Genomic DNA, 26,122 nt, shown 5'->3' with positions numbered 1-26,122 from the left:
AGGCCTTGCGCTTCATGATCGGGATGTCGTGGATCGGCGATCCCTTTGAAGGTCGCTTACCAGGCGCGCCAGAAGGTTGGACCGGGCACAGGAGACACAGCATGGCTGATCGGGCATCTCCGCCGCAACCACCCATCTTCAATTTGAATGCGTACAGCCCGGCCGAGATCAAGGAGGCTATCGAGAAAGTCGGAGTCAAAAAGACCAACCTTCCCTTTCTGGCTTCATTGATGCTGGCGGTGATCGCAGGGGGCAGCATTGGACTGGGGGCGCTCTACTATACCATCATCGTCAGCGACGCGGACCTGAGCTTCGCCACGGCGCGTTTAATGGGCGGAATGGCGTTTTCGCTCGGGTTGGTAATCGTCCTGGTTGGCGGAGCCGAACTGTTCACGGGAAACAATCTGATCGTGATGGCGTGGGCGAGCGGAGATGTGTCGACGAAGGAGATGCTGCGCAACTGGGTCGTTGTCTATTTCGGTAACTTGATCGGCGCCGTCGGACTTGTGGTTCTGGTCTTCCTTTCGCATCATCTCGACATGAATGGAGGCCGCATCGGCCTGTCAGTCTTGAATACGGCCGCTGCCAAGATCCAACCCGACGCTTTGACGTTATTCTTCAAGGGAGTTTTGTGTAACCTGCTCGTTTGCCTGGCGGTGTGGCTCGCGTATGCCGGCCGGTCGGTCACCGACAAGATTGTTGCGGCGATATTTCCGGTCTCAGCCTTCATAGCGGCCGGCTTCGAACACTGCGTCGCCAACATGTATTTCCTGCCTTTGGCCTGGTTGATGACGCGAACAGGCAACGTCCCTCCCGACTTCGACGCGTCGGTCATAACCATGGCGGGCATCGTTCACAATCTTGTACCGGTCACGCTCGGCAACATCGTAGGTGGTGCCGGCCTCGTCGGCGCAATGTACTGGATCATCTATCGCACCGCCTTCGGCAAGAGCGGAAGGAGCAATGCTATTCAGGGCAAAGATCAATCATGAAGTAGCCGCCAGAGCGGATCTTCGGATGCGCCACAAGCGGCACAACACGTTCGGCAACTCGCTGCAGGAAAGGTAACCTCCATGCCGCTGACAAAAGCTAATTGGGTGCCCAACGAGGAACTCGCCGTGGGCAAAGGGGCAACGATCCAGCAATTCTTCGCCGCCGTGGATGGTGATCGCTTCGAGATCAACGTCGCTCCATGGGGCGAGGGACAGCTAGTCGTCAACGGCCGCGAAATAGCGCGGACTGCGGAGGCCAAGGATCGGCGCCAGGCCTTCTCCACGCTGAAGCAGGCCGCGGAAAGATATGTTCGCGGCGATCCTGTCGATCTGACCGGAAATGGGAAGATTCGGTTAATTCCAGCGGTCAAGGCCAAGCTGCTACAGGGGAAAAAGGGACTGGTGGTAGGTATAGCGAATGAACGGTCGATCGCGTGGGGATGCGCCGCAGCCTTCCGCGCGTTCGGGGCCGATCTGGCCGTCACCTATCTGGACGACAAGGCCAGAAAGCACGTGGATCCGCTGGCCCGCGAGTTGGAGGCCACAATCGTGATGCCGCTCGACGCTCGTATGCCCGGCCAAATGGAGGCCGTATTCGACAGGATATCAAAGGAGTGGGGGAAGCTCGACTTCGTCGTGCATTCGATCGCGTTCGCGCCACAGGATGCGCTGCATGGGCGGGTGGTCGACGTGCCGCTGGAGGGCTTTTTGACCACCATGCAGGTTTCGTGTTGGACGTTCCTTCGAATGGCCCAACTGGCGGAGCCCTTGATGAAAAAGGGCGGCACCCTCTTCACGATGACGTACTACGGTAGCCGGACGGTGGTGAAGAACTACAATATCATGGGAGTGGCGAAAGCTGCTCTTGAGAGCGCAGTGAGATACGTAGCCGCCGAGCTTGGTCCCAAAGGCATTCGCGTACACGCCATCTCCCCGGGACCGCTTGCGACACGGGCCGCTTCCGGCATCCCCGAGTTCGACAAGTTGCTTGAAAAGGCGAAGACCAAGGCGCCGGCGCACCGCCTGGTGAGCATCGAAGACGTCGGCGCCGCAACGGCGTTCCTGGCTCATGACGCGGCTCGGCTTATTACTGGCGACACCATTTATATCGACGGCGGATATCACGTCGTCGACTGACGAGCCTATCTGATCGACGACGCGAGTTTATCGACCGTTGTCAAGCCGGCTATGAGACAGATCAGGCGCCAAAGCATAAGCAAGTTCTCGTCCTTCGGCCCGCAGGCCGGTATCAATTTCAAGACGGTGTGTCAGGTTGCTTCTTCACGATCTGAAAGCCTTTTGCTTCCAGTTCCTGGATGACCACTCTAGTTAGATGCTCGCATTCCTCCGGCATTATCCAGTTGGGGCTTCTCCAATCCGAATCGCCTTCCTTTGGATAGCTGACAAAGGCCGAACGAATGGCAGCCATTATAACATCTGTAGGGTCCAACATTGGGGCCTCCCGTGTGGACAGCAAACGTAACGGCCGCAACCAACGGCTTGATCCAGGTCAAGTAACGACTTCGCCGCATGGCGCGAAATTCCAAATTCTTGGCGCGCAGGGTAAAACTTGCGTATCAGTGTTTCGCTAAGCTCGGCGGCGCGGCGTGCGCCCGATCGGAGTCGGCCATTGCGTTCCTTTGCTTTGCGGACAAAGATTTCAAGCGAATTCGAACTTTGCGTAGGTTTAGCAAAACGACGCTACCCTCCTGGCGTTATCGAATGCGCAGCTCTCTTAGGCTCTGGCGTTACGACGCCTTCGCCTTTGGGTCGAAAGGGGCAACATTCGAGGCGCTCTCCGGCACTCCCATTGCATCCACGCCGAACAACTCGGCGACACGCTTCAGGCGCCTGGCGACCTCACCCGAGATGGCGGCGCTTGCGGACAGCACTTCGCGAATCGCCGTGAACGCTGCGTGGCGCTCACTTTCATTATCCGGCAATAGCTTCGGTATTGCAGCCAGCGCTCGCTCCTGATCCAGCAGAAGCATGAAGAATTGCTCGCGGACCAGCATCTTGAACTCGGTCAGCGTTAGCCGCTTACTGGTGTCCTTGCGGCGAAGGTTACGCAGCGCTTCGAGGCTGCGCTCGTCTACCATTCCCCTCGCCGACCCTACATACAGCAGGCCGCGAATCGCCGCTTCGCGAAGGCCGCCCTCGCCAATCCTGGATTTCAGCTCGGCGACCCGCTTCTGCAGCATTTCACGGTGCGCAGCAGACATCTCCTGCCGGCGCGATGGGGCCGATTGCGGATCAATTCCGACGGCCGCCTGAACCGTCGGTGAGCCATAGACGGCAAGGAAGATCGCTTCGCTGAGCGCCTCCTGCGAATCGCGCCAGCTGTCGAGCGCATGAACGATCTGCTTGGAGACCTGCTCCTGGAACGCCATGAACGGATTGTCCTTCGAGACAGGTTTGCGATCCTCGCTCACCTTCTCCGCCAGCGACACCACCGCGGGCATGAAGGGATTGCGGCTGCTGAAAAGTTCGTATTGGAGCCGTAGCGGATGCAGATTGCGCATCGACTCCGCCATCCGCGGCGTCACCAAACCCTTGATCCAGGGCTGGAGGAACTTCCGGTAGGCGGCGAGGTTGATCTCCGATACGCGCTTGGCGGCGGCAAACCGCCGCTCATCCTCGGGCGAATTGCCACCCATGGCACGAATGTCGTCCAGCGTCCGCGCCTCGCAGCGCATTACCCACTGGCCGACGGCGAGATCGGCATTCGTCGTATCGGCGCCCTTGGCCTCGAACGTTGCTTCATAGAGACCGGGCGGCAAGACGTCGATCAGATCGATGTTGCTGGAAAATTCCGCATGTTCCTTTTTGGCGATGCCGCCGGAAACGAAGATGCCGAGATGACCGACGCTTTCGTGAACCGTATAGACAATCGTCTGCCCGTAGGCCCTGATTTCATCGACGTCGGCGTAGAGATCGAGGATCCAGTTCAGCGCCTGTTGCGGTGGTGTGATATTGTCGCCCTTGGAGCAGAATACCAGTGTCGGCGATCTGATATTGCGCAGATCGACTGTCTGACCGTCAGACATCTTGATCCGGCCAGCAGCGAGATTGTTGCCGACGAAGAGTTCATCGACGATGAACTGGATCTCCTCGGCATTGAGGTTGACATGTCCGCCCCACCAACGTTCGAATTCGAGGTATCGCTCGGCCTCGGTATCGACCTTTGAGTAGACGTTGTATTGCTTGGTCCACAGCGTATTCGACGGATTCTGGTTCTCGAAGTTTTGCACCAGCCAGGCGCCGTCGAACTTGCCTCCCCCGAGATCACTGGTCAGCGCGGTCAGCCAGCTTCCTCCCAGCAGGCCGCCGGAATAGCGCATCGGGTATTTGCCGTGGACGCCCGCCCAATAGGCAAGCGGCGCGCCGGCAACGATGACCGGTCCGAACAGTTCCGGCCGCAGCGACGCCAGGATCATGACGGCCCAGCCGGCCTGGCAGTTGCCGATCACGCACGGCTTGCCGTCGGCTTGCGGATGGAGGCTGATTACTTTCTCGATGAACAGGGCCTCGGCGCGGGCGATGCGCTCGATCGTCTGACCAGGCATCGGCTCCGGCAGGAAGCCGATGAAATAGCAGGGATGACCCGCTTTCATCGCGACGCCTATTTCGCTGTCCGCCTTAAACCCGCCGATTCCCGGACCATGCCCGGCGCGCGGATCGACCACGATGAACGGTCGCCGGCCGAGATCGATTTCGACGCCTTTGGGCGGAATAATGCGAACGAGAGCATAATTGACCGGTTCATCCAGCTTGCGGCCATCGACGATCAGCTCGGCCGAATACTGCAGAACATGCGGCGCGGTTTGGGCAACGTGTTCCCGATACTGGTCACCGCGCCGACGCATGACATCCAGGAACAGAACGCTCCGTTGTCCGGCATCGAGCATGTATTCCACGGCCGAGGCGACAAGTCCTGACAATGGACCGCCCGGCGCCGTTGCATTGTCTGTCGACATGTCCAGACCTCACTGTCGTACACTTCATTCAAGGAGCCACGCGCCAGGGAACGTTGATTTAAGTCAACGTTCGGCGATCACCCTGGCAATGATGCCGGCCTCGCGCGATCGGTACCGATCCAGGCCACCGTCAACTCCCAGGCTACCGACAGAATGATTGGCCCGATAAACAGGCCCACAATTCCATGTGCGAGCGTTCCCCCGATCACCCCGATGAAGATGACGAGTGTCGGGGTGGTCAGGCCACGCCCCATCACGAGCGGCTTCAATACGTTGTCGAGCACACCGACGATGCCCAGGAACAGAGTCAGCAGGAACGCCGTGGTGAAATCCTTGTCGATCCAGATCCAGATGATCACTGGAAGCAGGACGATTGCCGCACCGATCTGCACGATGGTGAGGAGCATGACCGCGAAGGCCAATAGGCCGGCGCCGGGAACGCCTGCCAGCTTGAAGCCGACACCGGCCAGCAAGGACTGGATAATTGCGACGCCAATAACGCCCTGGGATACCGCGCGTATGGTCGCGCCCGCCAATTCAAGGAAATGTTCGCTCTGTTCGGGCACTACCCGGGACAGGAAGCGCCTGCCAGCCGCCACCAGCTGCGGCCCGTTGGGAAAGAGAAAGCCGGCCAACGCCACAGACAAAAGAAACTTGAGCGTTCCCACGCCGGCATTGCCTGCAAGGGTAAGCATAGTGCCCGCCAACGGCTTCAGATGGGGAGCGACCTCGCGCAAAACCGCCCGAATGTTGTTGGAGGCCTGATTCCAGAACTCGTGGAGCTGCGGACCGATGAGCGGCCAATCCTTGATTTGACCTGGTGGTGAAGGAACCGTCAGATCGCCGGTACTCAGTTTTTCGGCGAGTTCCCTCACCCCGTCTACCGCGCTCAACCCGAGCCAGGTCGCCGGCCCGATGACGATCCCGAGATTGATTAAGGTGAGAATTACCGCAGCGAGCCTCGGGCGACCGCCGAGAATCCTGGAAAGGAGACCAAAGATGGGATAGAGCGCGACGGCGAGGACGATGCTCCAGGCCAGGATCGGCACAAAGGGGCGGATCAGAACGAACGTCCAGTAGATCAGGAAAGCGAGCAATCCGAGCCGGATCGCAAGCTGGATGACGTCGTCTCCGAGCAAGTACTGGCGAACAGTTTTCAAGGGCTCGCCTTCATCTGAGAGCTGTCATGCTTTCCGTCAAGCTACCCATCGCTCTCGCGCAATAGTCTTGATCCAGATCAAGCGACCGCAAGCCGGTCCAGGTTCCATTGGCGGACGCCGATCGAGGCCGACGCCTCGTTGTCCGCACAGGAGGCCCAATGTCCGAGGCCACCAACTACACCGTACGCGAGCTTCTCAGCGACGGCAGTCCAATTGAAATCCGCGCTCTTCGGCAGGAGGATGAGGCTGACATGCTCGCTGCGATCGGACAGACAAGCGCACAATCGCTGCAGCGCCGTTTCTTCGTCATGAAGCACCACTTCTCGGACAAGGAGCGCGCCTTCTTCCTGGACATCGATTTCAAAGATCATGTCGCGATCGTCGCGCTGGCAGATGAAGCCGACCGCAAGGCCATCGTCGGAGGCGGCAGGTATATCGTTTTCGAGCCGGGACGAGCCGAGATGGCATTTGTCGTCATCGACGCCTGGCAGGGGCGTGGCGTCGGCTCGATCCTGATGCGCCATCTCGTGAAGATCGCACGCGATGCCGGACTGCAGGAATTGACCGCGGAAGTTCTGCCCGAAAACGCGGCGATGCTAAAAGTATTCGGAAGGTTCGGCTTCAGACCCGGCTCGCGCCGGGATCCCCAGATAGTCCATCTGGAACTGAAGCTCGCTTAGAGAGAGACCGTTTCCAGCGCAGACCATCGGCCTCGCATTGATCCAAAAGCGCCCACTTCCCCTGCGCTGAACAGCAGCCGGACGCCAGGCGCGACGGCATCACACCGGTCCGTGCGCTCCCGGCGGAACCACATAGAGCGTCATGGCGAATATGACGTAGATGAAGACCAGCAGAGCCCCAATGAACCACGCCGAACGACCGCTGTTGGTGATGAAGGTGGCCGTCACGGTAGCGATCATCACCATCGTCACTGCACCCGGCCAAAATTGCAGATCCATCGGTTTGGGCCCGACGACGTAGCTGAGGAGCACAAGTACCGGTGCCACGAACAGCGCGATCTGCGAAGCGCTTCCGAGCGCTATGCTGACGCTCATATCCAGCCGGTTCTTGCGCGCGGCAGAAAATGCCACGGCCATTTCAGCTGCAGCGCCGACGAGTGCGACGATGATGAACCCGACGAAAGCCGGGCTCATCCCCAGCGTCGCCGCCGCCTTTTGCACCGACTCAACGAAGATTTCGCTTACCAGCGCCACCAGGACCGTAACAGCAACTAGCGTGCCGACCGCGAGGTTGATCGGCCACTTCGCCTCCGTCGTCTCGCCATGACCTTCGCTTGCGAAGAATTCCTTGTGCGTCTTCAGCGAGAAAAGCAGACTCAATCCGTATGCCACGATGAGCAGGATGGCGATGGCGGCGCTGAGGTTCTGGGCCATCAACTCGCCCCGCGGCAGATCGAGTTCGGAGACCGCCGCCGGAGCGAGGAGCGCAATTGTCGCCATCAACAGCAGCCCCGAATACATCCTTCCGCCGGCGCGATTGTATTCCTGAACGTGGTACCGCAGTCCGCCCAGCAGAAAGGAAGCTCCCAGCATGAAAAGCGCATTGGCAACGATAGCGCCCGCGATCGACGCCTTCACCAGCATGTACTCTCCGGCATGCAGCGCGGTCACGGCGATGATTAACTCCGTCAAATTCCCGAGCGTCGCATTGAGCAAGCCGCCGATCGCGTCACCCGTCTTTTCGGCGACGGATTCGGTTGCATGACTAAGAAGGGCGGCAAGCGGAATGATGGCGAGGACAGCGAGCACAAACAGAAGCGTGTGAGCCGCGGGCACAATCCTTGCGGCGACCAGCACGACAGGCACAAATATCAACATCCAGAGCAACGGAGTTTGACGGATTTCCTTCAACAGGGCGTTCATGGTGTTGGCCGCCTCCTTGCTTGACCGTCGTCAGAGGTGTGCGGTTCCTGACGTCGCCGACGTGGGCTGGAGCCAGGAATGGAGCGCCGGCCGAAGTTTTGAGAAGACAGTCGTCCGCCCTGGGGTCGGCGGACATTCGGCGTAGAAAAAATCTCCGCGGCTCAAGGCATGTTGATCTGGATCAATGGGTGGCCGGATCTGATGCAGCAAGCCTCGCACACGCCGCTCAGGGGTTTCGGACGACTTTGTCGCCGTGGCTGGTACCCCGATTTGGCGGAGCCATCGTCTGAACGCTTGTCGCCTGGACATGAGGGTTTATCATGGCTGAAACACCCAAACTTTCCGTTGAGAAGGTGCTGGAAAAACTGCGCGGCGCCGATCCGCCGAAATCCAAGAATGCGCGGCTCACCGAGAAAATTGATGCGCTTGATGACGAGATAAAGCGCTTGAAAGCGCAAAGACTCCGCCTGGATCGGCACCAACGACGTTCGGCTAAGAGTGATTGAAACTCGGATCCAGGCCCCGTCTTACGCGGGGTCCCAGACGGTTCATCCGGTCCTGAAGCTTGCTCAGAGACCGCTTCCAAGGCTTTATCTGCGACGAAAATGGCTCGATCACCGAGCCGGTCAAGTTGGTTCCCCTTCCCTTGGCGCGCAGAACCGGTCCCCACTTGGCCGGAAAACGCTGTATAATGCCGACGAGGTAACGTTCCGCCGAGGGACGAACATCATGACCGCCCCGTCGATGAGCCGAATGATCCTGCTGGCGTCTGTTGCGGCCTGTGCTATCGCGCTTGTCTTCGCGATCCAGCACTTCCGTCCCGAGCCGCCGGTTGAAACCAAGGCCGCAACCGCCGCGCCGGCGGTTTCAAAGCCGGCATCGGGCGCGCAAGATCAGGGTCCGGACGCGCTTGCAGCGGCGCAAGCAAAAGCAGGCGCGGTGGCGGCTGCGCTGGCCGGATCGCCCGTAGCGCCGGACAGCGACGACGGCGTGCCGACGTTCGACATTGCCCGCATCGAGCCGACCGGCGAAGCGGTAATCGCGGGCCGGGCGACGCCGGGCGCAACAGTGGAACTGCTGCGCAACGGCGAGTTGCATGATCGCGTGGTCGCGGATCAATCCGGACAATTCGTCATGGTCCCGCCCCGGTTTCCCTCAGGCACTTACGATCTGACGTTGCGATCCCGGCAGCCGGATGGCAAGGAGGCCACGTCCAGGCAGAGCGTGGCGGTAGCGATTGAGCCGGGGCCGACTGACCGGCCAGTCGTGGCGCTGATGACGCCCGGCAAACCTACCGTTGTGCTGTCGCAACCGCCTGCGCCAAAGTCGATGGCCGGCGCGGTGGTTGTGGAATCGGTCGAGATCGAGCCAGGCGGTAAGTTCCATGCGAGCGGTCGCGCGCGCCCCGGCGGCGCGGTGAGGCTTTATCTCAACGATACCTTCGTTGCGTCAGTGACGGCCGGCGCGGATGGACGTTTTGCGGTCACGATCAATCAAGGTGTCGCACCCGGCAGCTACCGCGTCCGGCTGGACGAGGTGGAGCCTAATTCCGGCGCGGTGCGCGCACGCGCCGAGGTACCCTTCAACGTTCCCGACACGATGGTCGCGGCGTCGGAGCCGGCGCCGGCCACAGCCGCCAAGCGGCCGGACAGTGCCTCCGCGCAGCCGCGGCTGGCGGCCGTGGCGAACCTTCCGCCAGTTGGAGGCTCGCCCTCCACGGTGGTTGTGCCGAAGATCGCGACCACCACCGTCTCCCGCGGCGACAGCCTCTGGCGCCTGAGCCGCCAGACCTATGGTGTGGGCACGCGCTACGCCGTCATTTACAAGGCGAACCGACAGCAGATCCGCAATCCGAACCTGATTCATCCCGGCCAAATCTTTGTCCTACCAGCGCGGTGATAGAGCGAAGCAGACGGGCGAGATCGCAAGCGGAATGGGACCTTCTCCGCCGGGTCCGGAGACAAGACCTGCGACGCGCGACTCAGAACAAACTGCGAACTCTTATGTAATTGAGATTGCTGTCCAATTACGGGGCTGGCCGAAGGCATTGAGCACGGAGGGAGCCGGTGCTCTCGTCGAGTTCGCTTGATCAGTAGTTGGCGAGCATCCGAAGGCTCGCGCGGCTTTCGATTTCAAGTCAAGAACCGGAGTTTGGCTCGCCTAGGTCACTGGTAAGTCTCCGCAGAGATCATCGGCCGATGCCGGTGATCCTCACGAGACAAATCAGGAGGAGCCATTCCAATGAGCAAGGAAGAAGACAACAAGGCTGTTGTCGGTCGCTGGTTTACCGAATTCTGGGGCAAGAGCGTCAATCTCGGAGTCGTCGATGAGATCGCCGCGCCGGACATGCTGCTCAAGTACTCGCTGCATGAACCCCGCCGCGGTCGCGACGACATCAAGGCGTTCATGACCGATTTCCGCGCCGCATTCCCCGATCTCAATTTCTGGGGCACGGCAGATCTGATCGCCGAAGGCGACTACGTCGTTGGCCAGTGGGAAGGGGGTGGCACCCATACGGGTCCGGCCTTCAATGACTTCCTGATCGGCGGTCTCCCGGCTGCGACTGGTCGCAAGATGCACTTCACCGGCACCACGGTGCTGAAGGTGATCAACGGCAAGATCGCCGAGGAGATCGGCCTCGACGACGGCTTAACCGCGCTGACCCAGATTGGGCTGATCAAGAAAGCCGCCTGATCGAAGCGCGACCGCCGAAAGTGGCGGCTCGCCTCGGTCGTTGAATGAGGTCCGCACGTCCCCGTGCGGGCCTCATTGGCTTTAGGCAATCCGGGTTCCAATGCTCCAATCGCTGCTCCAATGTTGGATCACGAAGCAGGGAACGGAGAAGCAGGGAACTGAGCGTGCCGTCCCCGTCACCCCGATAGATCGTGAAATCCACCTTCGAAATAGGATACCACTGCCATGATCGGCATCGGCTACGCACCTGGCGCCTTTGACCTCTTCCACATCGGAATCTGCTGCTTCAGGCCAGGGAGCGCGTTTTTCGGTATCATCCGGCCGGGGCGCGCGCACGTGGATTTGAAAGCAAAGATCGGAGTGTGTCCGGCGGCAATTGGCGGCATCATCGATGCAGGCCCTACAAGACGTGTAAGAAGATGACGGCGACGCCCACCAAGACTCTGAAGCCTGTGCCTCCATCAGTGGCAGATGACCCTCGATGGGCGCGCATTGTCGCGCGCGACAAGACAGCCGACGGCCACCTCTGGTACTCGGTTGCGACGACAGGCGTCTATTGTCGGCCGTCGTGCCCCTCGCGCATCGCCAACCCCAAAAACGTCCAGCTCCACGACAGCCTGGAAAGCGCCAGGGCGACTGGCTTCCGGCCTTGCAGGCGTTGCAATCCGGACGGCCCGTCGATCGAGTGCGAGAACACGGCCCTCGTGGCGAAGGCGTGCCGGATCATCGAGGAGAGCGAGGAGGAGCCCTCGCTGGAGGAATTGGCAGACGCGATCGGCCGAAGCCCGAGCTATTTCCATCGCGTGTTCAAGGCCGCCACCGGGCTGACACCGAAGGAATATGCCGCCGCCCACCGTGCGAGGAAGGTCCGTCAAGGACTGGCCTCCGGCAACACTGTCACCGAAGCGATCTACGACGCCGGCTTCAATTCAAGCGGGCGATTCTATGAGAAGTCGACGGACATGCTCGGCATGACGCCGTCGCAATACCGCGCCGGGGGCACGAACGAGGAAATCAAGTTCGCTGTCGGGCAGACCTCTCTCGGCGCCATCCTCGTCGCCTCGAGCAGGAAGGGTGTCGCCTCGATTCTGTTGGGAGACGACCCGGACGAACTCGTCCGCAATCTCCAGGACCGCTTTCCGAAAGCGCATCTCATTGGGGCTGATCGCGAATATGAGGCGCTGGTCGCGCGCGTAGTCGGCTTCGTTGAGGTGCCGGCGATCGGCCTGGATCTTCCCCTCGACGTTCGCGGCACCGCCTTTCAACAACGTGTGTGGCAGGCTCTGCGGGAGATTCCCGTCGGCGAAACGGTTTCCTATGCGGAGATCGCGCACCGTATCGGCTTCCCGAATGCCATGCGCGCGGTCGCCGGCGCGTGCGCGGCGAACAATCTCGCCGTCGCTATTCCTTGCCACCGCGTCGTTCGGAAAGATGGTTCGCCTTCGGGTTATGCCTGGGGTGTCCGACGCAAACGCGCCCTGCTCGACCGGGAAGCCTCCCAAGGCACCTGAACATCGCCGCCACTCGTGGCCGCAACCCACCCATCCAACGATCGGTTTGTTCGAGTTTGAAAACAATATTCGGAGTGCTCGGGTCACGGTCTCGCCTGTACGGACTCGATCATTCAGGTGGTCGACGCGTACCTATTGAAAGTCGCTGGTGATCGCCGACACTGATCGACCGGCGGAAGGAACGCTTCAGACGATGTTTCCTCGCGGTGCATTCGACGCCAGGACCGAGTGTGAGAAGCCGTGCGGCACCGACGCGACGTCCGATGCGATCGGGGGCCTCGTCCACGCCGATCCGGCGAAGGCACTCGTGATGACCTGTTTCCGCCGACTCGTCGCCGACGGCTATGCAGAATGGCATATGCTCGAGAACGGAGATATTCAGCTCCGCTTGTACACAGGCGAGACCTATCGTCTTGGGAAGGCGATGATCACCCGCATAGCGTGAACTGGTCGGAGCTCTGATGACTTGCCTTGCGCCGGGCGTCCGCGCTCGGTCGGCCCCATCTGGCAGCGGCGTCAGTGTTGTTTTTCGATTTGTGCGCGCAAGGACCGCCTTCATCGACGAAACCGACCGACCTTTACCTAGCGTCCCCAGGGTCGTTGCGGCGGCGGATCACCCAGAGGATCATGAAGTTCATCGTGTTCCGGGAAAAGATTCGACTGTCGCAGCGCATCAGCAATGCTTGAAGGATGGATGCTGTTCTCCAAATTCATCAGCTCGGCACGGGTCCAGGTAAGCAATCTGCCCAGATCGGAGTGTTCGGGGATCTCCTCGCTGCTCGCGATCCCAGAAATCCATTGCCTTAGTTGTACAGCACGCTGCTCCGCGCGCAGCAATCTCGTAAGAAGTTTTTTGCGCTCGAATTCGCGTGTGTTTCTAAACCTGGAAAGCGCTCGCCGGCGTTCGAGCTCAACTCTGTCAAGCGAGAGAAGATCACTACCTGTCATCAACGCTTTCCTTTGTGCTATCGCAATCGCGCCCGAAGCATCAGCTCGGCGCGTTAGCGTCCCTGGTAAGTTTCTGGCCCAGATGGACGACGGGATCGCATCGCTTTTCCTGGAGCGATGTTTCAGAGGCGGCGCCTGACCCCACCTGCAACATCCCGTCGACCAGTCTCGTCATCTCTATTGCCTGGCGAACAAGGAGAGCTTTTAGCATTGGATGGAGCCCATCCCCGCGTGATTCAATCACCGCATGAAATTCAGAAATCAGCACCTCGCCTCTCCCGATAAGCGGTACTTGTATGGGAAGAACATTGCGCTTCCGAAAGACGGGATCACTCCGAATCTTGCTTTGATATTGGAGAAAAATCGGTCAAGGCGCCCAGGTCGGATGCCGCTCGGCGTTCCAAAGGGTTCGATTAGGCAACCTCCGGGTTTTTCCATCGAGGTCGCGGGCCGCAATGCCGGCCTTCTGTTGGGGGTCTCGTCGGCGCCTTCTCGCGACCCGGCTTCATTTGGAATTTGATAGGAAGAACCGGAGTGTCTACGGGTACGCTACGAGTAAGTTGCGATCAGTGCATCCCTGCTGAGCGGATCAACCATGAATCTCGTCAGGATAGATGGGGGGAAAATCGGTCTCCTTGTGCAATTGCGAACGGGTCCGCATGTCGTCGATATAGTGAAGAGCCTCGGCGTATTTGCGGCTCGCGACCCGGTGTCGGGCTCACTTATAAACGGCGTACTAAAGGAGAGATGCGCTTGGGTCGCTCTGGTCAACAACTGGGACTATTTGCGGATGCCGCTCAAGCTATTGGCGCGCACTGCGCTCACCAACGCTGATGATTCGCGCCTTGCCATCTACCCATTTGCGTACGGGCGGCAAACAACGGATCCCCCACGCGGTATCGTTGCGATCGATATCACCGACGCTGCAGATTTAGAGATCCACGATCCGACCGGGCGGCTCGTTATGGCGAAACAATTTGGCGTGTCCGTTGATGACCACGTCCAACAGGACGTGTCTTCAATGGGAGAGAATGTTCAGGTAATTGATTTTTCGCGTCGCAATCAACCGCGAACTCCACGCAAATAGCGTACTTCCGTTCGAAGCGCATTGCGCTTTGGAAGGGTCGATGATGAGCCTTGCAGGCTCGAACCGCTTTCGAACCCTTTCGGGCCAAAAATGTTGCCTATGTCTGCGGTATAAACCGCAACCCATGCGTCCGGAGCAGACCTCGGCGGTCATGGCGCACCCGACACGATTCGAACGTGTGACCTTTGCCTTTGAGAGGCTCGCTCGATCCATGTGACACACCGTAGGTCTGCTTCCGGGGGGGGCAGATCAGACTTAGCATGTGGCGAGATCGGACCGCCGCTTATGGCTAATTTCGCTTGACTGGCGGAGAGAGTGGGATTCGAACCCACGGTACGGTTTCCCGCACACACGCTTTCCAAGCGTGCGCCTTAAGCCACTCGGCCATCTCTCCGGATGCCCTCTCTTGAAGGGGCGGAACGAGTTTGGCAAGGGAGAGCAGCCGCGGCCGCTGATATTTCCGCAAGCTGTTGAATAAACTTGGTATTTTTGGCATTCCGGCCGCCGGGTCGGCTTCGCATGGCGAGGGTTTGAACCGAAAGCGGCTTACGGAACGACGATTGACAGTCGCTTCAAATCAGTCCGCAGGATATGATTGTCGATCGGGCGGTGCGGCTCTCGATTCCTGTCGCCGCGATCGCCGCTTCTGGAGCGCGCCGTTTCGGGCGCAGGCCTGCATCCGCGGAATACCGTCGTTAAAACCGCGTGCTGGAATTGACCGAGCGCAGCGGCCACAGGGTCGGCGGCTCCGGCACCAGCGGCTCTGTCGCCGCCTTGTCGCTCTGAGCCTCCTCCAACGCGTCGACGAAATCGGCGAACCACTGTTGAATCGTGCCGGCGCGGAGTTTCGCCATCATCGCTTCCCAGCGCATGCGTCGCTCGGTCAAGGGCATCGACAGCGCGGTCGCGATAGTCCGAGCCATGCTGTCAATATCGTGAGGATTGACCAGCAGCGCCGTATCCAACTCGTTCGCAGCGCCTGCGAATTTCGACAGGACCAGCACACCGGGATCGGCCGGGTTTTGCGCCGCGACATACTCCTTGGCGACCAGATTCATCCCGTCATGCAGCGGCGTCACCACGCCGACCTGGGCGGTGCGATACAGCCCTGCCAGCACGGTTTGGCTGAAACCCTTGTTGAGATAGCGGATCGGGGTCCAGTCCACTTCGCCATGGCGGCCATTGACGTCGCTTATCAGCTTCGCCAGTTCGTTTTGCAGATTGCCGTAGGCTTCGATCGCGCCGCGCGACGGGGTCGCGATCTGCAGCAACGACACCGTCCGCCGCAGCGCCGGGTGCAAGGTCCACATCTCGTCAAAGGCGTTGATGCGGTTGACCAGTCCCTTGGAATAGTCGAGCCGATCGACGCCGATCGCCAGCTTCTCGCCGTTCAGGCTGCGCCGCAGCCGCGACACATCGGGGTGGGAGACGGCCTTGGCGGCCTGGACGGCGAACTTTTCGGGATCGATGCCGATCGGAAATACCGCGACATGCGAGCGGCCGTGGCGTGAGGCGACGACGCCGTCCTGAACCCCGAGACCCAGATCCGACTGCACATAGGACAGAAAATTTTCGCAATCGTCCTGGGTCTGGAATCCGATCAGATCGTAAGCCAGCATCGCCTCGACCAATTCGCGATGATGCGGCACCCCGCCGATGACGGCGCGCGCCGGCCACGGCGTATGCAGGAAAAACCCGATCGGCTGCGTGACGCCGAGATCGCGCAGTTCCGCGCCCAGAGCCAGGAAATGATAGTCCTGAACCCAGAATACCGCCTCCGGCTTTGCAAATCGCAACAGCGCCCGCGCCATGAAGGCGTTCACTTCGCGATAGGACAGATAGTCTTCCTGGGAGGCGCGGATCAGGTCGGTTCGTGAATGCAGCGCCGGCCACAATGCCGAATTCGCGAAACCCTCATAATAGCCGCCGTAATGCGCGGCCGGCAAATCCAGCATGGCCAGCGCACCGGCGCCCAATGCTTCAATTTCGGCGAAAGGTTCCTTCTGGGCGCCCTCGCGAACCCGGCCGCTGGAACCTACCCAAATCGCGCCGGACTTCTCCACCACCGGCAGCAGCGCGGCCGCGAGACCCCCTGTCATGGGTTCGTTGGCCTTGCCGCGCGCGACACGATTTGAAACGACGACGAGGTTCACAGGTCCCCTCCTGGAGTGACGCCCGCACGTTTAACTGCCATTCATCAATATGGTTCCTCGTCACCCTTTCAACCAAATGAAACCAAATTCAGGCTGAGCAGAATGGAACCGGATTTTCCACCGCAAAGAAGCGCGGTATTCGCGTGTTCATTGCTTGCGGGAACAAGCTTCATCGTTTTGCCGCAGCATCGTCATCGACGAGATGCGCAAGCCACGCCCGCACGTCGCGCGGTTCGTCGAAATGGCCGGCCACGCCCTGCGCACGCCGGCCGACGGAAAACGCGAGGCCGCCCAGATCAGGCATGATGGCAAACACGCTCTCGTCGGTAACATCGTCGCCGATAAAAATCGGACGCCGGCCCTTGAAGGGGTCGTGGGTCATCAGTTCGAGGACGCCGGATGCCTTGTTGAAGCCGGAATGCTTGATCTCGCAGACGCATTTTCCCGGCAGCACTTCGATCGGCGCGTTCGGCAGATCGGCCCTGATCAGCGACACCGCCTCGTAAATCGCCTTCTCGGCATGCGGCGCCAGCCGGTAATGCAGCGCCAGCGAATAGCCCTTGTCTTCAAGCAGAATGCCCGGGCTGAGTTTGGCGATGGCGGCGAGGCGGCGTTTCAATTCCTTGTCCATTGGCGGTGCATGGGTGGCGACCGATTCGCTGTCGATCGAGATTCGCATTTCCGCACCGTGGCCTCCGACCGCCGGAAATTGTTCGGGGGCGAAGATCAGATCGATGTCGTTCAGCGAACGGCCGCTGACCAGCGCGAGCGCGCCCGAGGTCTTCTCGAGCAGGCGGTTGAGGGTTTCCGCAAGGCCCGGCGGCACCCAGACCTCGCGCGGCGTCGGCGCCAGATCGAGCAGCGTGCCGTCGATGTCGAGCAGCACGGCGCAATCGCCCAACCGCTGCGCCAGTTCGCCCGCCACCAGCTTCGGCGAGGCCGTCTGGGGCAATGGGATGTCTTCCTGTAATGGCACGTCGGCCAAATCCCGGTCTATCAAGTCCTGTCTCATTTTCATTCTACTCCACAAAGGCCAGCGGGCGTGCAATCGATTCCAGTGTCCGGCGCTCGGCCGCGACGGCGTAACGCCACGCGATGCCGGCCGCCGCGATCATCAGCCCCGATCCGAGCAGGTAGCCCGCGAAAACGCTGTTGCGCGAGCCGGTGTCGATCAGCGCGCCAAACAGAGCCGGACCGACGACGCCGCCAATTCCCGTTCCCACGGCATAGAACAGGGCAATCGCCAGCGCCCGGACCTCCAGCGGAAAGGTTTCGCTGACGGTGAGATACGCCGCACTGGCGGCCGGCGACGCAAAAAAGAAAATCACCATCCACGCGATGGTCTGTGTCTGCGCGCTCAACACCCCGATCGAGAACAGATAGCCGGAGAGCGCCAGCAGCACGCCCGACACTCCGTAGGTCAGCGTAATCATCGCGCGGCGCCCCAGCGTGTCGAACAGCCGGCCAAGCACCAGAGGTCCAAGGAAATTACCGGCCGCGAAGGGCAGGATGTACCAGCCGACCTGGCTGGCGGCGATTCCGTAGAATTCGGTCAGGACCAGCGCAAAGGTGAAGAAGATCGCATTGTAGAAGAACGCCTGCGCGATCATCAGCGCCAGACCGACCAGCGAACGCTGGCGATACAGCGAGAACAGCGTGTGCGCCACCTCCCGCAGCGGAGTATGATCGCGCATTCTCAGCTTGATTTTCGGAAGGGCATGTTGCCGTGGCTCTTGCGCATGTCCCGTGGCCGATCGCTCGATCTCGGCAACGATGGCGTCGGCGCGATCGGGATAGCCGTGAATCATCAGCCAGCGCGGGCTTTCCGGGATCCACATCCGCATCACAAACACCACGAGGCCGAGACAGGCACCGGTGAGGTAGGCCAGCCGCCAGCCGAGATCGGGACCGATCAGGTGCGGATCGAGCAGGACGATCGCGCTGGTCGCGCCAACGGCTGCGCCGATCCAGAAGCTGCCGTTGATCACGAGGTCGGTCCAGCCGCGATAGCGCGCCGGCACCAGTTCCTGGATCGTCGAATTGATCGCGGTATATTCGCCGCCGATGCCGGCGCCGGTGAGAAACCGAAACAAGGCATAGCTCGCGAGGTTCCAGGACAGCGCGGTCGCGGCGGTCGCGGCCAGATAGACTGCCAGCGTGATGAAGAACAGTTTCTTGCGTCCGATCCGGTCGGTGAGCCAGCCGAACCCGAGCGCGCCGAGCACGGCGCCCGCGAGATAGGCGCTGTTGGAAAATCCGACGTCGAAATTGGTGAATTGCAGCGTCGGGCTCTCTTTCAATGCGCCGGACAGCGCGCCGGCCAGCGTGACTTCCAGCCCGTCGAGAATCCAGGTGATCCCCAGCGCAAGCACGACGCGGGTGTGGAAGCCGCTCCAACCGAGGGCGTCGAGACGCGAAGGAATGCTGGTTTCGATGGTGCGATCGTCGTTGCGAGGCCCGGGAACTGGCACCGCGGCGGGCACAACGGCGACGCCGCGATCCGATGACGAATTGCGCTGCAATGGCTGCCTATCCATGGGTTGAGCCAATGAAAAATGCCCTGAAATATGCTGTTCCAGGGCTCCCAGGCTTGATGACGGGTGCTCGTGCTGGCCGCCTTCATCAACGTCCTCGCAAGGGGCGAGTTCCCGCATTGCGGCAAGGAACCGATCAGGCCCGTTACCGTTTTTCGACGGCAAGATGGAGTAGGCCATGGCCGAACCTAAAGCATCGCATTCGCGCAAGACGACAGCGCGCAAGACCGCCTGCAAAGGAAAGACGCCCGCCCGGAAGGCAAGTCCGGCGCGCAGAAAATCCGCAGCGAAGAAGCCGTCGCCGAAGCGCTGGTCACAACGCGTCACCCAGGGGAGCGACGCGCTCGATCTAAAACGCGGTGTCTTTACGTTGCGGGATCCCAAGCGAATTGCGGCTTCGCTCAAGCGTTCAGCGGAACGCAGTTCGCGCCGCAAGACCGGCGCCTATCGCTCGGCGCTTTCGATGCTGACTTTTTATATCAACCGCGCCGGCAAGACCTTGCCGAAAACCCAGCGCGACCGGCTGCAGCGCGCCAAGAATGAGCTGAAGCGGGCGTTTGGGCGCGAATAATCCGCAACGTCGTCCCGGCCTTGAGCCGGGAACCATAATTCTGCCGTGCGAGGTAATTCAGCCGCTCCAGCCCTGCAATAATTCGAACATCGGTGAGTATCGGCCCCGGCTCGAGGCCGGGGCGACAGCGAGGGGAAGCGCGGATTACGCTGCGCGTATATTCGCCATGAAGCGGTCGAGTTCCTCGCGCAAGCGGGTGCTCTCGGTCGACAGCGTCTTTGCCGAATTCAGCACCTCCTCGGAGGCGGACCCGGTTTCGGTGGCGCCGCGATTGACTTGCATGATATTGGCGGCGGCTTCATGGGTGCCCTGGGCGACGTTCTGAACGCTGCGGGCGATTTCCTGGGTCGCCGAACTCTGTTGCTCCACCGCACTTGCGATCGTCGAGGCTATGTTCGAGATCTGCGCGATCGTGCCGCCGATTTCCTTGATGGCCGCGACCGATTCCTGGGTCGCCCCCTGCATGCCCAGGATGTGCGACGATATCTCGTCAGTCGCCTTCGCGGTCTGGCTGGCCAGCGATTTGACCTCGGCGGCGACCACGGCAAAGCCCCGGCCGGCATCGCCGGCGCGCGCGGCTTCGATGGTCGCATTGAGCGCCAGCAGGTTGGTCTGTTCGGCGATCGCCGTGATCAGTTTGACCACGTCACCGATCTGCCCCGCGGCGCGCGACAATTTGCCGATGCGCGCATCGGTCTGCTGGGCCTGAAGCACTGCGGCTTCCGCGATCCGGTTGGATTCGTGCACCCGTCTTCCGATTTCATCGACCGAAGCGGAAAGCTCCTCGGTCGCGGCGGCCACCGAACGGATGTTGCTGGACGCCTGTTCCGATGTGCCGGCGACCTGACTGGACAGGCCTTGCGTGGTTTCCGCGGTTCGCGTCAGCGTCCCGGCGGCCGATTCGAGCTGGACCGCGGATGCCGAAACGTTCGAGACTATGGCGCCCACCGCTGCTTCGAAATCATCGGCGAAGCGAATGAGCTCGGTGCGGCGCGCCGCACTGCTCGTTCTGTTCTGGGCGTCCTGCGCCGCCGCATCGCGTTCGGCTTTGGCGATCGCCTGCATCTTGAACTCTTCCACCGCGCCGGCCATCTCGCCGAGTTCATCCTTGCGGCCAAGGCCGGGCAGCACGACCTCGAAATTGCCACCGGCGAGTTCGTGCATCGCGTTGCACATCGCCGTCATCGGACGGGAAATTCCCTTGCCCAGGATCAGGGCCAGCGCTGCGCCGAGCAGGAAGCCGCCGGCCGCCAGCATCACGATCAGGCGCTCGGTCTCGCCAACGATCGCATCCGATTCGGACTCAAGTCTTTGCTGGTCGGAAAGCAGGTCCGTCTTCATCGCGCTCGCGCCCTGCACGATCGCCGCCGCCGAGTCGGCCATTTCGGCCGTCAATTCATCGACCGATTTCGAATTCGCGATCAGCTTGTTCAGCGCTTGCCGATATTCTTCCAACAGCGCGGCGACCTCCTTGATGGCCTGCAGGATCTTCTCGTCCCTGGACGATATCGCGTTCAGCGCGTTTTCGACGAATTTGAGCCGCGCCAGTGCGCTGGTGGCGACCGCCTGATCGGAGTCGATGACGAAGGTATTGGCGAGCGCGATTACCGCCTGGAATTGCTCGGTGACTTTTTTCGCGCCGAATTCGACTGCCGAAAGCTCGGCGTCGCTGGCGCTGCTGGGGAGATCGTCGAGCTTGTAACGGAGCATGTTGCCGCTGCGCGTCAGCGCATTTTGCGCCACCAGCGCGTTGTCGCGCTTGACGCCGAGAATATCGGCAAAAATCTTGGTGAAGGTACGGAATTCCCGGGCCAGCCGCGTGATCTGATCAAGCCGCGCCGGATTTGTAGTGCCCTTCATCGATTGATCGATGGCGTCTTTCAGGCTTCTCTCGGCGCTCAGCGCCGCCTTGGCATCGTTTTCCTTTCCGGTGACCACGTAATATTGCGCCAGCGCCCGGTACGAAATCAGCTCCCGGTCGATATTGCGGGCGAGATCAGCCTCCGAGACGCTGTTCCGGTAAGTCGCGACGCCGGCGGAGACGCGCTCAAATCCGAGATAGGCGATGCCCATGCTGGCAGCCGAGATGCCGAGCACGATGGTAAAGCCGAGCATGACTTTGGTGCGAAAGCGCAGGGTCGGGAGTCTTGGCAATCTCGATAGTGGCTTGGCACGCGTCGACAATTCCACCCCGAACCCCCGTCTTCTTTCAGAAAAACAAGAGAACCGGGGACGTGAGCCCCGGCTCCGGTGCGGGAACCTATGGCAGAATGGATAAGAGGCAGTAAATTTACGGTGGGTCCCTGAGAGGCCGCTCGGAGCGCGGACAAATCACCGTCATGCCCGGGCTTTTGCCGGCCATTCACGTCTTTCTTGTTCTTTGGTCCCATAGTCGTGCATGCCCGGCACAACCGGGCATGACGAGCAAAAGGAACACCTACGCCGCCCTGGCCTCGGGACCTACGGGAGGCGCCGAGCAGACTGACGTCGAGATGACCACCGCGAATCATCAGGAACGCGTCGGCGTGGTGGACCTCGCCCCTCCCCCGGACGACATCACAATGACTTCCGCGACCAATTTCCCAGTTGCAAAGTCCCGTCCCCGTGCTTCTAATCAGACCAATCAAAAGCAATCGGGAGGTACCAGGCGTGTCTACAGTCAAATTGACGGTGAACGGCAAGGCGGTCTCGGCTGACGTCGAGGACCGGACCCTCCTTGTCCATCTCCTGCGCGATCATCTGAACCTGACCGGCACCCATGTCGGCTGCGATACCAGCCAATGCGGCGCCTGCGTCGTGCATATCGATGGCCGGGCGGTCAAATCATGCACGGTGCTGGTCGGACAGGCCAGCGGCGCCAATGTCACCACCATCGAGGGCATTTCGAAGGGCGACGAGTTGCACCCGATGCAGGCCGCGTTTCGCGACAATCACGGGCTGCAGTGCGGTTACTGCACGCCGGGCATGATCATGTCGGCGATCGATATCGTCACCCGCTACGGTGGCAAGCTCGACGAGGACACCGTCCGCAGCGAGCTCGAGGGCAATATCTGCCGCTGCACCGGCTACCACAATATCGTGAAATCGGTGCTCGACGCCGCCGCCCGCATGAGTGTCGCGCAAGCGGCGGAATAGCTGCGCCAGACGACCGACTGCTCTATTCGAGACCGCCGAATTTCGATGGAAATGGCGGAAAACAAAACTCCGGCAGGGAGAAATACGATGGGTGTTGAAGGTATTGGCGCCAGCGTGGTGCGCAAGGAAGACCGGCGTTTCATCACCGGCAAGGGCCGCTACGTCGATGACATCAAGCTGCAGGGCATGACCCATGCCCATTTCATCCGCAGCCCGCATGCCCATGCAAAAGTGAAGAGCATCGACTCCTCCGCGGCGATGAAAATGCCCGGCGTGGTCGGCGTGCTGACGGGACAGGAGATCGTCGATGACAAGGTCGGCAATCTGATTTGCGGCTGGGCCATTTCCTCCAAGGACGGCACCCCGATGAAGATGGGTGCGTGGCCGGCGATGGCGCCGGAAACGGTGCGCTTCGTCGGCCAGGCGGTCGCGGTCGTGATCGCCGAGACCAAGAACCAGGCCAGGGATGCGGCGGAAGCCGTCGTGGTAACCTACGAAGAACTCCCGGCTGCGGCCGATATTGCCGCGGCGATCAAGCCGGGCGCGCCGCAGCTGCATCCGGAGGCTCCGGGCAACGTGGTCTACGACTGGCATATCGGCGACGAGGCCGCGGTCAAGGACGCCTTCGGCAAGGCCGCCAATGTGGTGTCGCTCGACCTCACCAACAATCGCCTGGTGCCGAATGCGATGGAGCCGCGCGCGGCGATCGCGGAATACAATGACGCCGAGGAACATTTCACGCTCTACACCACGTCGCAGAATCCGCATGTGGCGCGGCTGGTGCTGTCGGCATTCTACAATATCGCGCCGGAGCACAAGCTGCGGGTGATCGCGCCTGACGTCGGCGGCGGTTTCGGCTCCAAGATCTTCATCTATCCGGAAGAGATGGTGGCGCTGTGGGCCTCCAAGAAGGTGCGGCGCCCGGTGAAGTGGACCGGTGACCGCTCCGAAGCCTTCCTCACCGACGCTCACGGGCGCGACCACGTCTCGAAGGCGGAGATGGCGTTCGACAAGGACAACAAGATCCTGGCCTTGCGGGTCAAAACCCACGCCAATTTCGGCGCCTACATGTCGCTGTTCTCGTCGTCGGTGCCGACTTATCTCTACGCGACACTGCTGTCGGGCCAGTACAATATCCCGGCGATCTATGCCGAGGTGATGGGCGTCTATACCAACACTACCCCAGTCGATGCCTACCGGGGCGCGGGCCGCCCGGAGGCCAGTTTTCTGGTCGAACGCATGATGGAAACCGCGGCGCGGCAGTTGAAGGTCGATCCGGCTGAATTGCGCCGCAAGAATTTCATCACCAGCTTCCCGCACCAGACTCCCGTTATCATGGCTTATGACGTCGGCGATTTCGGCGCCTCGCTCGACGCCGCGCTGAAGGCGATCGATTACGCCGGCTTCCCGGCGCGCAAGGAGAAGGCCAAAAAGGACGGCAAGCTCCGCGGCATCGGCTTCTCCTGCTACATCGAGGCCTGCGGCATCGCGCCATCCAAGGCGGTCGGCAGCCTCGGCGCCGGCGTTGGCTTGTGGGAGTCAGCGGAAATCCGTGTCAACCCGGTCGGCACCATCGAAATCCTCACCGGTTCGCACAGCCACGGCCAGGGTCACGAAACCACCTTCGCGCAGCTGATTGCAGAACGCTTGGGCGTTCCGATCAGCCAGGTGCAGATTGTCCACGGCGACACCGACAAGGTGCAGTTCGGCATGGGCACCTATGGCTCGCGCTCGATCGCAGTCGGCGGTACCGCCATTATCAAGGCGATGGAGAAAGTCGAAGCCAAGGCCAAGAAAATCGCCGCGCATCAGCTTGAGGCCTCCGAAGATGACATCGTGATCGAAAACGGCGAGTTCAAGGTTACCGGCACCGACAAGTCGATCGCGCTGCCGATGGTCGCGCTCGCCGCCTACACCGCGCACAACCTGCCTGACGGCATGGAGCCCGGCCTCAAGGAGACGGCATTCTACGATCCGACCAACTTCACCTTCCCGGCCGGCGCCTATATCTGCGAGCTCGAAGTCGATTCCGGCACCGGCAAGACCAGCTTTGTCAATTTCGTCGCCGCTGACGATTTCGGCCGGCTGATCAATCCGATGATCGTCGAGGGCCAGGTCCATGGCGGCCTCGCCCAGGGCATCGGCCAGGCGCTGCTCGAGGGCGCGGTTTACGATAGCTCGGGCCAGCTCGTGACCGCGTCGTTCATGGATTACACCATGCCGCGCGCCGACGACCTGCCGTCGTTCAAACTGTCGCACACCACGACGCTGTGCCCGGGCAATCCGCTCGGCGTCAAGGGCTGCGGCGAGGCCGGCGCGATCGGCGCATCCGCCGCCGTCATCAACGCCATCACGGATGCGATCGGCAACAACAAACTGGCAATGCCGGCGACGCCCGATCGGGTGTGGCAAGCCATTCACGGGTGATGATTCGTCATTCCGGGGCGACGCGAAGCGTCGAACCCGGGATCTGAAACACGGTTGAACTCCTCGAGATTCCGGGTCTGCGCGCAAGCGGCGCGCATCCCGGAATGACGCAGAGGGCCAAAAGGAAAACAGGGAGCAACGTCATGTACGAGACAACCTATCATCGCCCCTCCAGCGTCGACGAAGCCGTCGCGCTGTTCGGCAAGGGCTCGGACTCGAAATATCTCGCCGGCGGCCACACCCTGATCCCGGTCATGAAGCAGCGACTGGCCTCGCCGTCGGACGTGATCGATCTCGGCAAGATCAAGGAACTGGTCGGTATCGAGCTGTCGGCCGACGCGCTGACGATCAAGGCCGCGACGACCTATTTCGACATTCTTGAGAGCGCCGACGCCAAGAAGGCGATCCCGGCGATCGTGCACCTCACTTCGGTGCTCGGCGATCCCCAGGTGCGTTACCGCGGCACCATCGGCGGCTCGATCGCCAACAACGATCCGGCGGCGGATTTTCCCGCCGCCGTGGTGGCCCTCGGCGCCACCGTCAAGACCAACAAGCGCTCGATCCCGGCTGACGATTTCTTCAAGGGCCTGTTCAGCACCGCGCTCGAGGACGGCGAGATCATCACCCAGGTCGTGTTTCCGATTCCGGCCAAGGCGGGCTATTCGAAAATGCGCCATCCCGCCTCGCGTTTCGCGCTGACCGGGGTATTCGTGGTCAAGACCAAGGCCGGCGATATCAGAGTAGCCGCCACCGGCGCATCGCAAAACGGCGTCATGCGAGTGCCCGCCATCGAAGCGGCGCTGAAGGCCAACTGGTCGCCAAGCGCGCTCGACAGCGTCACGATTTCCGCCGACGGCCTGCTGACGGATATCCATGGCTCGTCGGCCTACCGCGCCAATCTGATCAAGGTGATGGCGCAGCGCGCGGTGACCGAGGCCGGCTGATCGCGCTTCGCACTGGATCAACGCGAGCGGCGCGCAGCAATGCGCGCCGCACTGCATTTGGCCACATTTGGGTCAAACGGCGCTTGCTACTCTCCCCGCAAGGGCT

General features: G+C 61.1%; 23 protein-coding genes and 1 tRNA gene. 14 read left to right on the top strand and 10 right to left on the bottom strand.

Annotated features, from left to right (window positions below; all coding sequences use genetic code 11):
* Positions 1-14: 14 nt before the first annotated feature.
* Together B5527_RS43165 and fabI are read left to right on the top strand one after the other, a co-directional pair.
* Entirely contained in the window at positions 15-992 is a 978-nt protein-coding gene (locus tag B5527_RS43165; protein ID WP_245332452.1) for a formate/nitrite transporter family protein, read from the top strand.
* 348 nt (positions 993-1,340) lie between these two features.
* The gene (gene fabI, locus B5527_RS43160; protein WP_245332809.1) at positions 1,341-2,129 is read left to right on the top strand and encodes an enoyl-ACP reductase FabI; all 789 of its coding nucleotides are present in this window, start codon (positions 1,341-1,343) and stop codon (positions 2,127-2,129) included.
* Positions 2,130-2,247: 118 nt separating this feature from the next.
* Here fabI and B5527_RS43155 read toward each other — a convergent pair whose 3' ends face one another.
* From B5527_RS43155 to B5527_RS43145, 3 genes are all read right to left on the bottom strand, one after another.
* On the bottom strand, positions 2,248-2,445 hold the full coding sequence (locus B5527_RS43155; protein WP_079606929.1) for a hypothetical protein: 198 nt from the start codon (positions 2,443-2,445) through the stop codon (positions 2,248-2,250).
* A 295-nt stretch (positions 2,446-2,740) separates the two neighbouring features.
* On the bottom strand, positions 2,741-4,969 hold the full coding sequence (locus tag B5527_RS43150; protein WP_079606928.1) for a DUF3141 domain-containing protein: 2,229 nt from the start codon (positions 4,967-4,969) through the stop codon (positions 2,741-2,743).
* A 77-nt stretch (positions 4,970-5,046) separates the two neighbouring features.
* Positions 5,047-6,129, bottom strand: coding sequence for an AI-2E family transporter (locus tag B5527_RS43145; protein WP_079606927.1), 1,083 nt, complete (start codon positions 6,127-6,129; stop codon positions 5,047-5,049).
* A 158-nt stretch (positions 6,130-6,287) separates the two neighbouring features.
* Here B5527_RS43145 and B5527_RS43140 point away from each other — a divergent pair, with 158 nt between their 5' ends.
* Positions 6,288-6,809 (top strand): GNAT family N-acetyltransferase, encoded by a 522-nt coding sequence (locus tag B5527_RS43140; protein ID WP_079606926.1) that lies wholly within the window; start codon positions 6,288-6,290, stop codon positions 6,807-6,809.
* 99 nt (positions 6,810-6,908) lie between these two features.
* Here the strand turns inward: B5527_RS43140 and cax are convergent, their stop codons facing one another.
* Positions 6,909-8,012, bottom strand: coding sequence for a calcium/proton exchanger (gene cax / locus B5527_RS43135; protein ID WP_079606925.1), 1,104 nt, complete (start codon positions 8,010-8,012; stop codon positions 6,909-6,911).
* Positions 8,013-8,332: 320 nt separating this feature from the next.
* Here cax and B5527_RS43130 point away from each other — a divergent pair, with 320 nt between their 5' ends.
* The 6 genes from B5527_RS43130 (at position 8,333) to B5527_RS43110 (ending at position 12,662) form a co-directional block, all read left to right on the top strand.
* On the top strand, positions 8,333-8,518 hold the full coding sequence (locus tag B5527_RS43130) for a hypothetical protein (RefSeq protein ID WP_079606924.1): 186 nt from the start codon (positions 8,333-8,335) through the stop codon (positions 8,516-8,518).
* A gap of 223 nt (positions 8,519-8,741) precedes the next feature.
* Positions 8,742-9,911 carry a LysM peptidoglycan-binding domain-containing protein gene (locus tag B5527_RS43125; RefSeq protein WP_079606923.1) on the top strand — a complete coding sequence of 390 codons (1,170 nt, stop codon included), beginning with the start codon at positions 8,742-8,744 and terminating at the stop codon, positions 9,909-9,911.
* Positions 9,912-10,253: 342 nt separating this feature from the next.
* Positions 10,254-10,706, top strand: coding sequence for an ester cyclase (locus B5527_RS43120; RefSeq protein WP_079606922.1), 453 nt, complete (start codon positions 10,254-10,256; stop codon positions 10,704-10,706).
* A gap of 225 nt (positions 10,707-10,931) precedes the next feature.
* Positions 10,932-11,129 carry a hypothetical protein gene (locus B5527_RS45125; protein ID WP_154072815.1) on the top strand — a complete coding sequence of 66 codons (198 nt, stop codon included), beginning with the start codon at positions 10,932-10,934 and terminating at the stop codon, positions 11,127-11,129.
* Positions 11,126-12,217, top strand: coding sequence for a bifunctional DNA-binding transcriptional regulator/O6-methylguanine-DNA methyltransferase Ada (gene ada, locus B5527_RS43115; protein WP_079606921.1), 1,092 nt, complete (start codon positions 11,126-11,128; stop codon positions 12,215-12,217). Before B5527_RS45125 ends, ada begins: the two co-directional genes overlap by 4 nt.
* Positions 12,218-12,365: 148 nt before the next feature.
* On the top strand, positions 12,366-12,662 hold the full coding sequence (locus B5527_RS43110; RefSeq protein ID WP_079606920.1) for a hypothetical protein: 297 nt from the start codon (positions 12,366-12,368) through the stop codon (positions 12,660-12,662).
* A 137-nt stretch (positions 12,663-12,799) separates the two neighbouring features.
* On the opposite strand, the gene B5527_RS45120 is transcribed toward B5527_RS43110, so the two are convergent.
* Positions 12,800-13,165: a hypothetical protein gene (locus tag B5527_RS45120; RefSeq protein WP_154072814.1), complete on the bottom strand. Its 366-nt coding sequence runs from the start codon at positions 13,163-13,165 to the stop codon at positions 12,800-12,802.
* 595 nt (positions 13,166-13,760) lie between these two features.
* On the opposite strand from B5527_RS45120, the gene B5527_RS43105 reads away from it, so the two are divergent.
* On the top strand, positions 13,761-14,252 hold the full coding sequence (locus B5527_RS43105) for a hypothetical protein (protein WP_079606919.1): 492 nt from the start codon (positions 13,761-13,763) through the stop codon (positions 14,250-14,252).
* A 304-nt stretch (positions 14,253-14,556) separates the two neighbouring features.
* Here the strand turns inward: B5527_RS43105 and B5527_RS43100 are convergent.
* From B5527_RS43100 to B5527_RS43085, 4 genes are all read right to left on the bottom strand, one after another.
* A tRNA-Ser gene (locus B5527_RS43100) sits at positions 14,557-14,646 on the bottom strand.
* Between the two features lie 301 nt (positions 14,647-14,947).
* Positions 14,948-16,405, bottom strand: coding sequence for a trehalose-6-phosphate synthase (locus tag B5527_RS43095; protein ID WP_079606918.1), 1,458 nt, complete (start codon positions 16,403-16,405; stop codon positions 14,948-14,950).
* Between the two features lie 169 nt (positions 16,406-16,574).
* Positions 16,575-17,417 (bottom strand): trehalose-phosphatase, encoded by an 843-nt coding sequence (otsB, locus tag B5527_RS43090; protein WP_079607938.1) that lies wholly within the window; start codon positions 17,415-17,417, stop codon positions 16,575-16,577.
* A gap of 7 nt (positions 17,418-17,424) precedes the next feature.
* The gene (locus B5527_RS43085) at positions 17,425-18,942 is read right to left on the bottom strand and encodes an MFS transporter (RefSeq protein WP_079606917.1); all 1,518 of its coding nucleotides are present in this window, start codon (positions 18,940-18,942) and stop codon (positions 17,425-17,427) included.
* A gap of 175 nt (positions 18,943-19,117) precedes the next feature.
* On the opposite strand from B5527_RS43085, the gene B5527_RS43080 reads away from it, so the two are divergent.
* Positions 19,118-19,510 carry a DUF3175 domain-containing protein gene (locus tag B5527_RS43080; RefSeq protein ID WP_079606916.1) on the top strand — a complete coding sequence of 131 codons (393 nt, stop codon included), beginning with the start codon at positions 19,118-19,120 and terminating at the stop codon, positions 19,508-19,510.
* A 144-nt stretch (positions 19,511-19,654) separates the two neighbouring features.
* Here B5527_RS43080 and B5527_RS43075 read toward each other — a convergent pair whose 3' ends face one another.
* Positions 19,655-21,694 carry a methyl-accepting chemotaxis protein gene (locus B5527_RS43075; RefSeq protein ID WP_425305122.1) on the bottom strand — a complete coding sequence of 680 codons (2,040 nt, stop codon included), beginning with the start codon at positions 21,692-21,694 and terminating at the stop codon, positions 19,655-19,657.
* A 465-nt stretch (positions 21,695-22,159) separates the two neighbouring features.
* On the opposite strand from B5527_RS43075, the gene B5527_RS43070 reads away from it, so the two are divergent.
* The 3 genes from B5527_RS43070 to B5527_RS43060 all read left to right on the top strand — a co-directional run bounded on the left by B5527_RS43070 (position 22,160) and on the right by B5527_RS43060 (position 26,016).
* Positions 22,160-22,645, top strand: a complete 486-nt coding sequence (locus B5527_RS43070) for a (2Fe-2S)-binding protein (RefSeq protein WP_079606914.1) — start codon at positions 22,160-22,162, stop codon at positions 22,643-22,645.
* 87 nt (positions 22,646-22,732) lie between these two features.
* A complete protein-coding gene (locus B5527_RS43065; protein ID WP_079607937.1) occupies positions 22,733-25,072 on the top strand; it encodes a xanthine dehydrogenase family protein molybdopterin-binding subunit in 2,340 nt (779 codons plus the stop codon).
* 143 nt (positions 25,073-25,215) lie between these two features.
* Positions 25,216-26,016, top strand: a complete 801-nt coding sequence (locus tag B5527_RS43060) for an FAD binding domain-containing protein (protein ID WP_079606913.1) — start codon at positions 25,216-25,218, stop codon at positions 26,014-26,016.
* Positions 26,017-26,122: the final 106 nt, after the last annotated feature.

Origin of the sequence: Bradyrhizobium erythrophlei (genome assembly GCF_900129425.1) — a bacterium.
Taxonomy (GTDB): domain Bacteria; phylum Pseudomonadota; class Alphaproteobacteria; order Rhizobiales; family Xanthobacteraceae; genus Bradyrhizobium; species Bradyrhizobium erythrophlei_C.
The sequence above is the reverse complement of the archived record's forward strand: the minus strand, read 5'-3'. Positions and strand labels throughout refer to the sequence as shown.